Source organism: Nocardiopsis quinghaiensis, assembly GCF_008638365.1.
Taxonomy (GTDB): Bacteria; Actinomycetota; Actinomycetes; order Streptosporangiales; family Streptosporangiaceae; genus Nocardiopsis; species Nocardiopsis quinghaiensis.
The window spans coordinates 243364-255319 of record NZ_ML703337.1; the positions used below are offsets into that span (position 1 = coordinate 243364).

13 protein-coding genes and 3 tRNA genes are annotated in these 11956 nt (G+C 71.3%); 10 read left to right on the forward strand and 6 right to left on the reverse strand.

Going from position 1 to position 11956, the window contains the following annotated elements:
- Nucleotides 1–254: 254 nt before the first annotated feature.
- Nucleotides 255–1430 (forward strand): acyl-CoA dehydrogenase family protein, encoded by a 1176-nt coding sequence (locus FYX01_RS01125; protein WP_150236538.1) that lies wholly within the window; start codon nucleotides 255–257, stop codon nucleotides 1428–1430.
- A gap of 89 nt (nucleotides 1431–1519) precedes the next feature.
- On the opposite strand, the gene FYX01_RS01130 is transcribed toward FYX01_RS01125, so the two are convergent.
- Both FYX01_RS01130 and manA read right to left on the reverse strand, forming a co-directional pair.
- On the reverse strand, nucleotides 1520–1894 hold the full coding sequence (locus FYX01_RS01130; protein ID WP_150236540.1) for an FKBP-type peptidyl-prolyl cis-trans isomerase: 375 nt from the start codon (nucleotides 1892–1894) through the stop codon (nucleotides 1520–1522).
- Nucleotides 1895–1997: 103 nt separating this feature from the next.
- Nucleotides 1998–3182 carry a mannose-6-phosphate isomerase, class I gene (gene manA, locus FYX01_RS01135; RefSeq protein WP_150236543.1) on the reverse strand — a complete coding sequence of 395 codons (1185 nt, stop codon included), beginning with the start codon at nucleotides 3180–3182 and terminating at the stop codon, nucleotides 1998–2000.
- Between the two features lie 404 nt (nucleotides 3183–3586).
- Here manA and FYX01_RS01140 point away from each other — a divergent pair, with 404 nt between their 5' ends.
- A complete protein-coding gene (locus FYX01_RS01140) occupies nucleotides 3587–4084 on the forward strand; it encodes a GNAT family N-acetyltransferase (protein ID WP_150236545.1) in 498 nt (165 codons plus the stop codon).
- A gap of 37 nt (nucleotides 4085–4121) precedes the next feature.
- Here FYX01_RS01140 and FYX01_RS01145 read toward each other — a convergent pair whose 3' ends face one another.
- On the reverse strand, nucleotides 4122–4673 hold the full coding sequence (locus FYX01_RS01145) for a TetR/AcrR family transcriptional regulator (RefSeq protein ID WP_150236547.1): 552 nt from the start codon (nucleotides 4671–4673) through the stop codon (nucleotides 4122–4124).
- 190 nt (nucleotides 4674–4863) lie between these two features.
- Here FYX01_RS01145 and FYX01_RS01150 point away from each other — a divergent pair, with 190 nt between their 5' ends.
- Nucleotides 4864–6465 (forward strand): MFS transporter, encoded by a 1602-nt coding sequence (locus FYX01_RS01150; protein WP_150236548.1) that lies wholly within the window; start codon nucleotides 4864–4866, stop codon nucleotides 6463–6465.
- A 108-nt stretch (nucleotides 6466–6573) separates the two neighbouring features.
- On the opposite strand, the gene FYX01_RS01155 is transcribed toward FYX01_RS01150, so the two are convergent.
- Entirely contained in the window at nucleotides 6574–7743 is a 1170-nt protein-coding gene (locus FYX01_RS01155) for a molybdopterin molybdotransferase MoeA (protein WP_150236550.1), read from the reverse strand.
- Nucleotides 7744–7912: 169 nt separating this feature from the next.
- Between FYX01_RS01155 and FYX01_RS01160 the strand changes: the two genes are divergently transcribed.
- The 5 genes from FYX01_RS01160 to FYX01_RS01180 all read left to right on the forward strand — a co-directional run bounded on the left by FYX01_RS01160 (nucleotide 7913) and on the right by FYX01_RS01180 (nucleotide 10324).
- A tRNA-Gly gene (locus FYX01_RS01160) sits at nucleotides 7913–7985 on the forward strand.
- Between the two features lie 41 nt (nucleotides 7986–8026).
- A tRNA-Cys gene (locus FYX01_RS01165) sits at nucleotides 8027–8097 on the forward strand.
- Between the two features lie 15 nt (nucleotides 8098–8112).
- Nucleotides 8113–8189 (forward strand) — tRNA-Val (locus FYX01_RS01170).
- Between the two features lie 584 nt (nucleotides 8190–8773).
- Nucleotides 8774–9634, forward strand: coding sequence for a hypothetical protein (locus tag FYX01_RS01175; RefSeq protein ID WP_150236552.1), 861 nt, complete (start codon nucleotides 8774–8776; stop codon nucleotides 9632–9634).
- A gap of 486 nt (nucleotides 9635–10120) precedes the next feature.
- Entirely contained in the window at nucleotides 10121–10324 is a 204-nt protein-coding gene (locus tag FYX01_RS01180) for a DUF2795 domain-containing protein (RefSeq protein ID WP_150236554.1), read from the forward strand.
- Between the two features lie 100 nt (nucleotides 10325–10424).
- On the opposite strand, the gene FYX01_RS01185 is transcribed toward FYX01_RS01180, so the two are convergent.
- Entirely contained in the window at nucleotides 10425–10667 is a 243-nt protein-coding gene (locus FYX01_RS01185; protein WP_150236556.1) for a hypothetical protein, read from the reverse strand.
- A 148-nt stretch (nucleotides 10668–10815) separates the two neighbouring features.
- Nucleotides 10816–11178: a hypothetical protein gene (locus FYX01_RS01190; RefSeq protein WP_150236558.1), complete on the reverse strand. Its 363-nt coding sequence runs from the start codon at nucleotides 11176–11178 to the stop codon at nucleotides 10816–10818.
- Between the two features lie 104 nt (nucleotides 11179–11282).
- Here FYX01_RS01190 and FYX01_RS01195 point away from each other — a divergent pair, with 104 nt between their 5' ends.
- Nucleotides 11283–11690 (forward strand): MerR family transcriptional regulator, encoded by a 408-nt coding sequence (locus FYX01_RS01195; RefSeq protein WP_150236625.1) that lies wholly within the window; start codon nucleotides 11283–11285, stop codon nucleotides 11688–11690.
- A gap of 17 nt (nucleotides 11691–11707) precedes the next feature.
- Nucleotides 11708–11956: GTP-binding protein (locus FYX01_RS01200; protein WP_263363597.1), on the forward strand; the 249-nt coding region annotated here is incomplete at its 3' end.

The window sequence follows — 11956 nt, forward strand, 5'->3', positions numbered from 1 at the left end:
GGATCCCCTTCTCCACTGCGGCGGACGGACCGGTCCCTCCGGCGTCCGGCCTGATCATCGCATGTCGGTGCGCCGTACGCGGCCCCTTGGTGGTTTTCGCGTACACGGCCGCCCCGTTCCCGGGCGCTTCCCCGGTCCGCGCGACGGCACCGGCGCCCGCTCCCACCTGCTCGTAGCCCTCCCCTTGCACGCACCGCCATGAACACCGTACCCTCACATAACCGAACACTGTTAGGTTACTGGGGAGACAGGCCGTGATCGATTTCTCACTGAGCGAAGAGCAGCGCGCCGTCCGTGACTGGGTGCGGACCTTCGTCGAGCGGGAGCTGATGCCTCTGGAGAACGAGGTGCTGCGCCGCGAGCGCGAGGGGCACCCGCCCGGACTCAACGCCGAGGAGAACACCCGCCTGCGCGCGCTGGCCCGCAAGTCCGACTTCTGGGGTGTGGAGACCCCCGAGGAGTACGGCGGCATGGGCCTGGACCCGATCACCGCCGCGATCATCGAGATCGAGCTGGGCAGGACCTTCCTGACCTTCAAGTTCGGCGGTGAGGCCGACAACATCCTCTACTACGCGAACGAGGAGCAGAAGGAGCGCTACCTGCTGCCCACCATCGCCGGTGAGCGCCGCTCCTGCTTCGCCATCACCGAGCCCGGCGCGGGCTCCGACGCCAAGGCCATCCGCACCCGCGCGGTCCGCGACGGCGACGAGTGGGTCATCAACGGTGAGAAGACCTTCATCACCGGCGGCAACGAGGCCGACTTCACCATGGTCTTCGCCGTCACCGACCCCGAGAAGGGCGCCAACGGGGGCGTGACCTGCTTCCTGGTCGACCGTGAGGCAGGCTGGACCTCCGAGCCCATCGACACCATGGGCGAGCGCCGCCCCGCCGCCCTGATCTTCCAGGACGTGCGCGTGCCCCACGCGAACATCCTGGGCGAGGAGGGCCGCGGCTTCGAGCTGGCCATGAAGTGGATCGGCAGGGGCCGCTACCTGCTGCCCGCCCGCGCGCTCGGCGGCTGCGAGCGCCTGCTGGACATGGCGATCGAGTACTCCCTCACGCGCGAGACCTTCGGCGCGCCCATCGCCGACCGGCAGGCCATCCAGTGGATGATCGCCGACTCCCAGACCGAGATCGAGGCACTGCGCCTGCTGGTGCTGCACGCCGCCTGGCAGGTGTCGGTGGGCAAGGACTCCCGGCACGCGCAGTCCATCGCCAAGCTCTTCGGCGGCGTCAAGGCCAACGAGATCGTCGACCGCGTCATGCAGATCCACGGCGGCATGGGTTACACCCGTGAGCTGCCCATCGAGCGCTTCTACCGCGACGTGCGGCTGCTGCGCATCTTCGAGGGCACGGACGAGATCCAGCGCCGCACGATCGCCCGCGACCTGCTCAAGGGCCATGTGAAGGTGGGCGCAACCTTGGGATAGGAGCGGGAGAAGGGGCCCGTGCCGCACGTGAGAGCGCGGCACGGGCCCCTTCGTGTGTCCGGCCGCCAGAAGGGCCCGGCGCACGCTCCCTAGCGCACGCCGACCAGGTCGCAGACGAAGATCAGGGTCTCGTTCGGCTTGATGGCGCCGGGGGCGCCGCGCTCGCCGTAGGCCAGGTGCGGCGGGATGACCAGCTTGCGGCGGCCGCCCACGCGCATGCCCATGACGCCCTGGTCCCAGCCGGGGATGACCTGGCCGGAGCCGAGGCGGAAGCTCAGCGGGGCGCCGCGGTTCCAGCTGGCGTCGAACTCCTCGCCGCTGGAGAAGGCCACGCCGACGTAGTGGACGTCGACGGTGCTGCCGTGACCGGCCTGCGCGCCCTCACCGATCTCGATGTCGGTGGCCTCCAGGTCGGCGGGCGGCGGACCCTCGATGAAGTCGATCTCCGGACGCTCAAGCGCCATGGTGGTACCCCTTGCGTTGTCTATGAGAACAGAGAGGCCCAGGGTATCGGCGCGCCGGGGTGCCCCGGCGCCCTCCGGACACGACGCGGACCCGGTCCGCCCCTCAGCGGTCCCCGACCGTCGCGGCGACGACGTGCCCGTGCCCCTCGACCTTGATCGGACCGCTGTCGGCCTGCACGAACACCGACTCGCCGCGCTGCAGGGTCAGCCCCTGACCGACCTCGGCGACCAGTTCCACCTGCCCGTGCAGGGCGAGCACGACGGTCGGCCCCTCCCCCGGCAGGTGGGCGGTGATCCGGCCCGGACCGATCTCGTGCAGCGCGAACTCGGGTGCGGCCGGACGGAACTCCCGGCGCCCCTCCAGGTGGTCGGGCCGGGCGTAGGGAATGGGCAGCACCGAGAAGTCGACCACGTCCAGTAGCTCGGGCGCGTCCACGTGCTTGCGGGTCAGCCCGGCGCGCAGCACGTTGTCGGAGCTGGCCATCACCTCGACCGCGGTGCCCTGGAGGTAGGCGTGCATGTTGCCCGCGGGCAGGAACAGGGCCTGCCCCGGCCGCAGGGCGACCCGGTTGAGCAGCAGGGCGGCGACCGCGCCCGGGTCACCCGGATAACGGGCGGCCAGGTCCGCGACGATGCCGCGGTGGGGGCCGTGCCCGCCGGAGGCCGACCACTCGCACACGAACTCGCTGATCAGCCGTCCGCGGCCGTCCTCGGGGAGGGTCAGCAGGCGGGTCAGGGCGGAGCGCAGGGCGGCGTGGGTGTCGGGCAGGGCCAGGTCGGCGCGCAGCGAGACGGCCAGCTCGCAGGTGAGTCCGCTCAGGTCGGCGTGGGCGGCGGAGGGCTCGCGGAAGCCGGACAGCGCCTCGAAGGGTTCCAGGGCGAGGAGGAGTTCGGGTTTGTGGTGGGGGTCGCGGTAGTTGCGGTGGGGAGCGTCGAGGGGGATGCCCGCGCGCTCCTCGGCCTCGAACCCGGCCCGGGCGCGGGAGGCGTCGGGGTGCACCTGGAGGGACAGGGGCTCCTCGGCGGCCAGGACCTTGAGCAGGAAGGGCAGCCGTCCGCCGAAGCGCTCGGCGGTGCGCCGCCCCAGCACGCGGTGGGGGTTCTCGGCGATGAGGCCGGGCAGGGGGCGCGGGCCGTCCTCACAGTGCGCCGTGCTCGGTGCACCGTGGTGGGCGCCCAGCCAGAGCTCGGCCTGGGGTCTGCCGTCGGGCTCGGTGCCCAGCAGCCGTGGGATGGCCGTGCGAGCTCCCCAGGCGTAAGGTCTGACCTGGTTGGTGAGCCTGTGCATCCGCCCCCCGCTTTCCCGTCTTCGTGTTCTCACCCCGTGGACGTCTCCGCGAAGTGGCAACAGTCTCGCGAAGAGAGCCGCTCGAGGTCGATACGGCGCGCCCCACTCATGGCGATAGTGCACACTTCACCTCGCGGGGTGGGCGGGCACCCCACGAGCACGGGGCCCGGCTGCGGCAACGAAGTTACCGGGAAGTAAATCACGATCCCGGACACGTGAAAAGCACTGCATGATCACCTTCCCGGGACGCGGACGCCGGTGGGGGTACCGGCGCGTTCGGGCCGCTCGGGCCCCACCGTGGCGGCTCCTCCCCTCCGTCTCGGGCGCATCCGGATGCCGGACGGACCGCCGACCAGCTAGCGTGTGCTGGTTGTGTTTGTTCCCCCGACCTGTGAGGCGGACACATGAAGCTGCGCCAAGGCGGGCCGGCGGACCTGCCGGCGGTGCTGGAAACGTTCGACTCCACCGTGGCCTGGCTGGCCGCGCACGGCCGCTCCGGCCAGTGGGGTGACCGGCCCTGGTCACGCGACCCCGCCAAGGTCGCCCTGGTGGAGGCACTCGTCTCCGAGGGACTGTGGGTGGCCGAGATCGGCGATGACATGGCCGGGTTCCTCACCATCACCGAACAGGCCCCCGACTACGCGCCCCCGGTGGCCGAGCGCGAGCTCTACGTCCGCCTGCTGCTGGTCTCCCGTGCGCACACCGGACGGAACGTGGGCGGCACGCTGCTCGCCCTCGCCCGCAGACAGGCACGCGTGCGCGGTATCGGGCTCCTGCGCGTGGACTGCTGGGCGGGCGGCGACGGAGCCCTCGTGCGCTACTACGAGAGGCAGGGCTTCACCCCCATCGAGCGGGTTCCCGCGGGGGACAAGGAGGTCCAGGTGTTCCGGCAGAGGGTCTGAGCGGGAACGGGGGCCGGGCCCGGGCGGGGCCGCCGCCTCAGCGCTCGCGGCGCACCTTGTCGGCGGCCCCGGTCAGACGGTCGATCATCCGCTGGGTCAGCTCCGGGTCGGGCTGGGGCAGCCCGGCGATCGCCGACATGTACAGCCCGTCGCCCGCGCGCAGGATGATCTCGGCCGTGACGGGGTCGTCGAGTTCGGCGTGCAGCAACTCGCCCCAGCGGCTGAAGAGGTACTGGACCTTGCGGGTGGCCTCCTCCGGCATGTCCTCCTGGCCGCGCAGGGCCGCGATGACCGCCCAGTACAGCTCGCGCTCCTGCGGGCTGCGGGGCAAGGAGGTGCGCAGGAAGACGCGCACGACGCCCTCCCCTCCCTCCACGGCCTCACGGAACTCCTCCTCCGCCAGTGCGCTCAGGCGCTCGATGAGCCCCGTGAGCATGGCGGCCTTGGACGGGAAGTGGTACAGCAGCCCGCCCTTGGACACCGAGGCGTCACGGGCCACGGCCTCCAGGGTCACCCCCGAGTAACCCTCGCTGACGAGGATGTCCTGGAGGGAGTCGAGGATACGGTCGCGGGTGTTCGAGGCATTCACGATTGACACTGTACCGTCCGGACGGTACTGTACCGTCCGGACGGTTGAAGAGTCCCGGAGTGTGTCCTCCGGTCGACCAGACTTCCCGTTCTCGCCCGCCCGGCCGTTCGCCTTCCCGCCTCCCGCCGGGCCGCGACCGCGCCCTCACGAACCGAGCGGCGCGCCACCAGCGATCACGTAACGAGGAAAGATGAGTTCCGCCAAGGCCGGAAACGGCACCACTGGCGTGCGCGGCCGCGATGACGCGGCGCCCGCCCTCGCGGGTCCGCGCGAATGGGCCGCCCTGGCCGTCCTGGTCCTGCCGGTGGTCCTGATCTCGGTCGACTCGACCGTGCTCGGGTTCGCCGTCCCCGAACTGAGCGAGCAGCTGCGGCCCACCTCGGGCCAGCTGCTGTGGATCGTCGACGTCTACGGCTTCGTCCTGGCCGGGCTGCTGATCACCATGGGGTCGCTGGGTGACCGCATCGGTCGGCGGCGCCTGCTCATGATGGGCTCGGCGGCCTTCGGCGTGGCCTCCCTGATCGCCGCGTTCTCCCCCACCGCCGGAGTGCTGATCCTGGCCCGGGCCCTGCTCGCGGTGGCGGGCGCCTCACTGATGCCCTCCACCCTGTCACTGCTGCGCAACACCTTCCTGGACCCGCGCCAGCGACTGCTGGCCATCGCCCTGTGGGCCTCCGGGTTCTCCGGTGGCGCGGCGCTCGGTCCGATCCTGGGCGGCTGGCTGCTGGAGCACTTCTTCTGGGGCTCGGTCTTCCTGATCAACCTGCCGGTGATGGCGCTGATCCTGGTCCTGGTCCCGCTGCTGGTACGCGAGTCGCGCGACCCCGAGCCGGGCCGTCTGGACCCGCTGAGCGTGGTGCTGTCGATGGCCGCGATGCTGCCCGCCGTGTACGGGATCAAGCAACTGGCCACCGACGGGTTGGACATCGTCCCGGTGGTGTCTCTGGCGGTCGGCCTGACCCTGGGCTACGTGTTCGTCCGGCGCCAGCGGGGACTCCGTGACCCGCTGATCGACGTGGGCCTGTTCCGGTACCGGGTGTTCGGTGTGGCCGTGGCCACCAACCTGATGATCGTGTTCTCGCTGGTCTCGTCGCTGTTCTTCCTGACGCAGTACCTGCAGCTGGTGCTGGACGTCTCTCCGATGCGGGCCGGTTTCGTGCTGGTCCCGGGCCTGGTGATGTCGGTCCTGGCGAGCCTGGTCGCGGTGCGGCTGTCGCGCCGCCTGAGCCTCGCCACGGTGGTCGGCGGGTCCCTCCTGGTGACCGCCACGGGGTTCGCGGTGCTGGTGTTCGCGCCGCAGGACGGTGTGGTCACCGGTGTGACGCTCGTGGCGGTGGGCTTCGCCCTGATCGCCACGGGCTCCGGATTCGCCGAGACGCTGACCAACGGCGCGATCATGTCGGCCTCCCCGCCGCGCCGCGCCGGCGCCGCCTCGGCCATCTCCGAGACCGCCTACGAACTGGGCGCCGCACTCGGCGTCGCGGTGCTGGGCAGCGTGCTGACCGCGTCCTACCGGGCGAACCTGACCGCGGTGGAGGGCGTGTCCCCGGGTGCCGTGGACGCCGCGCGGGAGACGCTGGGCGGTGCCGCGAACACCGCCGCCGGCCTGGACGGCGGCGCGGGCGGGGCCCTCATGGGCGCGGCACGGTCGGCGTTCACCGACGGGATGCACCTGACCAGCGTCATCGCCGTCGTGATCGTCCTGTACGCCGCCGCGCAGGCCTGGGTGCTGCTGCGCGGCCGGGGCAACCCGGCGGTGGAGCCGGCGCCCGCCGAGCGAGACAAGGGGTAGGCCGGCGCGGGACGGCCCCGGAGGGAGCGGTTCCGGGGCCGACGTGTGTCCGGGGACGGCCGACCGGCGTGGCCGGGGCGGTGGTCGAGACGACCGGGATCCACCGTCTCAGGGAAGGCGGAGCAGGTCCGCCACGGCGCCGTCCCAGCCCGGAGGCACCACCGCGTAGGCGTCGGCCAGGGCCGCACCGCGCAGACTGCCCGGCCGGTCGTGGCCGACCGGACGGGCCCGGTCGCCGTCCAGGCGGACCGGGACGAGCCTGGTGTCCCTGGGATGGGCGCTCACCCGCCCTTCCAGGACGGCCGGGGGGAGTCCCCCGCAGGGGTCCGCGCGGCCGGCCATGGCGGCGAGCAGGGGGATCAGCAGGGTCACCGCCGCGACGAGTGCGGCGCCGGGGTTTCCCGGAAGGCCCACGAACACGGTCCGGTCGGTGTGCGCCAGCAGTTGCGGGTGGCCCGGACGACAGGCGACGCCGTCCACGACGACGAAGGCGTCCAGCTCCGCCAGGACCGAACGCAGGTGGTCGGCCGGTCCGCGGGAGGAGGATCCGCACACCGCGACCACGTCGTAGTCCGCGCCCGCCACGGCGTCGAGCATCGGCCTCCGGTCGTCGCCCAGGTGCCGTACGTCCTCGACCCGGCCGCCCGCGCGGTCGACGATCCCGGGCAGCATCGGGCCGATGGCGTCGCGCACGCTCCCGTCGCCGGGCAGGCCCGAGGTGGTGACCTCGTCCCCGGTGACCAGCACCGAGACCCGGGGCCGCAGTACGGGCAGGGTCTCGTGGCCCAGGCTGGCGGCCAGGCCCAGCGCCGCCGGGCCGACCACCGTCCCGCGCGTGAGGACGGTCTCGCCGGGGGCGGTCTCCTCCCCCGCCCAGCGCACGTGACGGCCCTCCTCGGCGGGTCCGTCCACCGTCCCGTCGCGGGTGACGGCCGACTCGTAGGGCAGAACGGAGTCGGTGTCCTTGGGCACCCGGGCGCCCGTGGCGATCTCGACGGCCTCGCCGGGACGCAGGACCGCCGACACCGAGGGCGCTCCCGCCAGTTGCGTGCCGACCAGCCGCCAGGGGCCCCTGCCCGCCACGGCGAAACCGTCCATGGCCGAGGCGTCGAAGGCGGGCAGGCCCGCCAGGGCGCGCACGTCCGCGGCGAGGACCGCGCCCAGGGCGTCCGCGAGGGGAAGGTCACGCGGGTCGGGGTACCTCCGTCCACCCAGAAGCCCGGCGGCCTCGTGCGCCCGCGGCCACGGGCGGTGCGCGCCGTGTCCCCTCCCGCTCATACCGTCTCCCCTCGCCACGCTGATATGCCCCATTGTCCACCCAGCCACCCTCCCCGACCCGGGAGCGGCGGACCAGTCTCCCCCTGCGCCGATTTGCCGTATCCCGACTTTCCGCTAGAGTTCTTACCAGCGGCACGGCGTGGACCACGGTTCACACGCCAGGCAGCAAGCGGACGTGGCTCAGCTGGTAGAGCATCACCTTGCCAAGGTGAGGGTCGCGGGTTCGAATCCCGTCGTCCGCTCGGAGGAGACGCGAAGCGCCCAGGCGCTTCTCGTGTAACTCGGTGGAGTGGCCGAGAGGCGAGGCAGCGGCCTGCAAAGCCGTCTACACGGGTTCGAATCCCGTCTCCACCTCACATCGCTTCACGCGGGCGATTAGCTCAGTTGGTTAGAGCGCTACCTCGACACGGTAGAGGTCACAGGTTCGAGTCCTGTATCGCCCACCAGTATCATCCCAGGCCAGAGCTTCGGCTCTGGCCTGAGGCGTTTCCGGGGTCCCCGGGTGGGAGGCATCCGGGAGGCCATCTTCTGAGCGGGCTCCTCCGGGAGCCCGTTTTCGCCGTCTCCACGGCCCTTCTGAGCACCGGCGCCCGGCCGGGGATCCGTCCGCTCCCGCACGGGGAGAGCCGCCACGGGACCCGCTGAAGAGGTAGGGGTGGAGCGGTGGCCGTCCAGCAGCAACACCCGTAGCCGCGGCCGTGGGGTTCGTGGTCTCATCGCGTGGTCGGCCGGTGCCGAACGCCCCTGTCCATCAAGAGGACCGAGAGACCTGATTTCGCTCACGTGGTAACACACGGCGCGTACGCAAGACCCTCTCCCGGATCCGGGGTAATGGCACCTGTGACCGGGGCCGGCCCGCCACGAGACGGGGCATTCGGTGGATCTCCAGCACGGGGCGTTGTCCTCGCCGAGGTTGTCGGGCCACGACTCGTGTCTGGGGTGTCTGGTTCTTCGGCCCCCAGACGGACCGGGACCGGGTTCGCACAACAGCGACATGATCGACGCCACGTACTAGCCAGGAGGATCCGCTGTGTCTCGTATCAGCAAGCGCGCGTGGATGTTCACCGCTGCGGGTGTGGGCGTGGCCGCCGCTGCGGCCACCGTCGGTTTCAACGTCGCGACCCACGAACCCGACCCGGACGAGTTGCCCCTGACCAACGCCAGCGCCTCCTACCGCAGATCCGGCGAGAGCGCCCAGGACTGGGTGACCCACGCCGACCACGTGATCCTGGCGCGCGCCGTGGACGAGGTGGTGCACGAACCGCTGCCGATCGAGGTCGAGCGCGGGGAGGGGATGGTCGGCCGCACGGTCACCTTGGAGGTGAAGGAGGTCCTGTGGTCCGCGCCCGACCCGGCGCAGCCGGCGCCGACGACCTACGAGTACCCCGCGTGGGGTTTCGTGTTCAACGGCGGCGTGGACAACATGACCCCCATCGGCACCCAGGACGAGCCGCGCGTGGAGGTGGGCCACGACTACGTCATCGCGATCGACTGGGAGGAGGCCCGCTGCACGCCGGGCGACGAGCCCCAGCCGGCCATGTGGATGGGGCTGGACAACAACTCCGTGATCCCGGCCGACGACGGTGTGGTCGGCAACGGTGAGAGCGGGGGGAGCGTGGCCTCGGCCCAGGCGCGCCGGAACTCATCCGAGCCGCTGCTGCGGGGTGAGGGGACCTTCGAGGGGCAGATGATGGGCGACTCCGTTGAGTCGCTGGCGCGCGAGCTGGCGCAGGCCGAGCCGCACGCGAACCCCCTGCGCTCCGACGAGGCGCCGCAGGAGCCCGCGCCCCTGCCCGAGGACATGGAGGTCCACGATGAGATCCTTCCCGAAGGCATGACGGTGCAGGACCTGATGGAGGTCGAACCCGAGGACACCTCGTGCACGGAGTAGGGGCGGGGCCTCGACTCCGACATGCCGTGTGAGGTCGCTGAGCACCCATGTCCGCGGACATAGCCACGGAGACGCCCCACCGCGCCGAGGAACACGGTGAGATGACGACGGTCCCCGCGCAACCGAGCGTTGCGCGGGGGCTTTTCCGTGTCCACACGGCGAGACGGTTCGTTTCGCCAACGGCAAAGGCCCACCTTTCCGCGGTGAGCACCCCCATGGCCAAGGGATGACCGTGGGGCGCTGGACATACCCGGCGTCCTGCACCGAACCGGCCGGAGACTCTGGTGTGTGCCGGGTCCACGAGCGCGAACCCGGACATGACTCTAACCTTACGAGAGGGTAGAGTCCTCCTTGAAGGGTGGTCCTGCTTCCTTGCGCTCACCGCCCTTCTCGTGGTGGCACGGGACAGGACTCCGCTTCACGCCGGTATCCGTGCCACCACCCACCCGTGTGCGCCGCACACACGGACTCCTGGAGGTACGGACGATGGCCACTCGGACAGAGATAGCGAAACACCTGGACGGAGCGTTCGCCTCCGGCGGGATCACTCGGGGACAGGTCATCGCCGCCGCCGATCTGCACGAAGCGCCCGAGCACGTCCTCAACACCCTCAACCTGCTGCCCGAGGGCACCTACGCGAACCTGAGGACGCTCTGGCCGCATCTGGCGGAAGTGCCCCGCTCGGCGTGAGTGCGAGGGTTCCCGGCCCGGCGCGTGCGGGGCCGGGCCGGGAACAGGAGAAGGACGGACCACCGTCCTGGCGCGGTGTCCGCCCTCGGGAAAGCGGGTGTCACTGCCAGCCGCGCACTCCGACCGGGACCGGCAGGGGTTCGTTCAGCCAGGTCCAGGAGCCGTCGTTCTCGGTGAAGCGCCGGTGCAGGGCCTCGACGTCCTCCAGCGGCACCGCGGCGACCTCACGCCAGGAACCGGCAGCACGTTCCTCCAGGTAGAGGGTGTGTACGTCGGTGCGGGTTCGCGTCGCCTGCCGGGTGCGCCGGGAACCGTCCCTGAGGAGGATGCGGTAGTGGGCCATACTGCTCCGTCGTCGGGGCGTGGCTTGGACGGGGCGGCGCTCCCCGGTGCACATGCCACGAGGGGGAAGGGCTGGAGCGCAGGGGGAGGCCGCCGCCAGTCACAGGGGTACTCTACCCTCACGTAAAGGTGCAAACCAAGCGCCGTCCTCAACGGGGCAGGATCAGCGACCCGGACTCCTCGCCACCCTCACGCCTGCGGGTCGCGGCGGGCTGGTACTGGCCGGGCACGGGTTTTTGCCGGTTGGCCCGGGCGAGCATGCCGGCGTCGCACTCCGCGCACAGTGGGACGTAGTGCAGGGAGACGATGGAGAGCTGGGTGCCCCGCGAGTACTGGGTCAGCGCCTGCGGCCTCATGTGGATGTCCTGGCCCTGACAGGTCGCACAGGTGCAGGGGGTGTCCCGGGCCCACCGCACGCCGCAGGAGCCGCAGCGGATGTGGATCCCCGACTCCGCACGCTCTCCGGTGAGCTCCTCCTCTCCACAGTCCGGGCAGGTCATCTGGCGCGGCATGGAACCCTCCTGGCTTACGGGCGCGCTAACCTGGCGCGTCCAATGACCGACAACACCCAAACGAATCTAACGTTAGAGTAGAGTTGATGAAAAGGGGTGCCGCGATGTCCGGAGCGGACCACATGCAGATCGGCGAGGTCGCCGAACGCACCGGTCTGTCCCTGCGCACGATCCGCTACTACGGCGAGGTCGGCCTGGTCGAGCCCTCGGCCCGGTCCCGTGGGGGCTTTCGCCTCTACACCGAGGCGGACGTGGACCGGCTGAACCTGGTCAAGCGGATGAAGCCCCTGGAGTTCAGCCTGGAGGAGACCCGCGAGCTCCTGGCCGCGCTGGACCGGCTGGGCGAGTCCGAGACCGGTTCGGAAGAGCGGGCGTCGCTGAGCGAGCGGTTGGACGCCTTCGAGGCGGCCATCGCCGCCCGCTGCCAGGCCCTGCGCGGCCAGCTGGCGATGGCCGAGGAGTTCGCCGGGCGGCTGCGCGAGCAGCGGTCCCGGCAGCACATCAGTACCTGAGACACCCGGAGGACACAGTGACGACGACGGCGGCGGTTCCGCAGAAGGTGGCGGCCGAGGTCGCCCAGGAAGCGGAGCGTCGGCGGACGTTCGCGGTGATCTCCCATCCCGACGCCGGTAAGTCCACGCTGACCGAGGCGCTGGCGCTGCACGCCGCGGCGATCTCCTCCGCCGGGGCGGTGCACGGCAAGGGCGACCGCCGGGGTGTGACCTCGGACTGGATGGAGATGGAGCAGGACCGCGGGATCTCCATCACCTCCGCCGCA

Excerpts from the sequence above, each read along its gene's own strand:
- FYX01_RS01130 (WP_150236540.1), bottom strand. The coding sequence starts at position 1,894 with ATGGCGCTTGAGCGTCCGGAGATCGACTTCATCGAGGGTCCGCCGCCC.
- FYX01_RS01155 (WP_150236550.1), bottom strand. The coding sequence starts at position 7,743 with ATGAGCGGGAGGGGACACGGCGCGCACCGCCCGTGGCCGCGGGCGCAC.
- FYX01_RS01190 (WP_150236558.1), bottom strand. The coding sequence starts at position 11,178 with ATGCCGCGCCAGATGACCTGCCCGGACTGTGGAGAGGAGGAGCTCACC.
- FYX01_RS01185 (WP_150236556.1), bottom strand. The coding sequence starts at position 10,667 with ATGGCCCACTACCGCATCCTCCTCAGGGACGGTTCCCGGCGCACCCGG.
- FYX01_RS01140 (WP_150236545.1), top strand. The coding sequence starts at position 3,587 with ATGAAGCTGCGCCAAGGCGGGCCGGCGGACCTGCCGGCGGTGCTGGAA.
- FYX01_RS01180 (WP_150236554.1), top strand. The coding sequence starts at position 10,121 with ATGGCCACTCGGACAGAGATAGCGAAACACCTGGACGGAGCGTTCGCC.
- manA (WP_150236543.1), bottom strand. The coding sequence starts at position 3,182 with ATGCACAGGCTCACCAACCAGGTCAGACCTTACGCCTGGGGAGCTCGC.
- FYX01_RS01195 (WP_150236625.1), top strand. The coding sequence starts at position 11,283 with ATGTCCGGAGCGGACCACATGCAGATCGGCGAGGTCGCCGAACGCACC.
- FYX01_RS01150 (WP_150236548.1), top strand. The coding sequence starts at position 4,864 with ATGAGTTCCGCCAAGGCCGGAAACGGCACCACTGGCGTGCGCGGCCGC.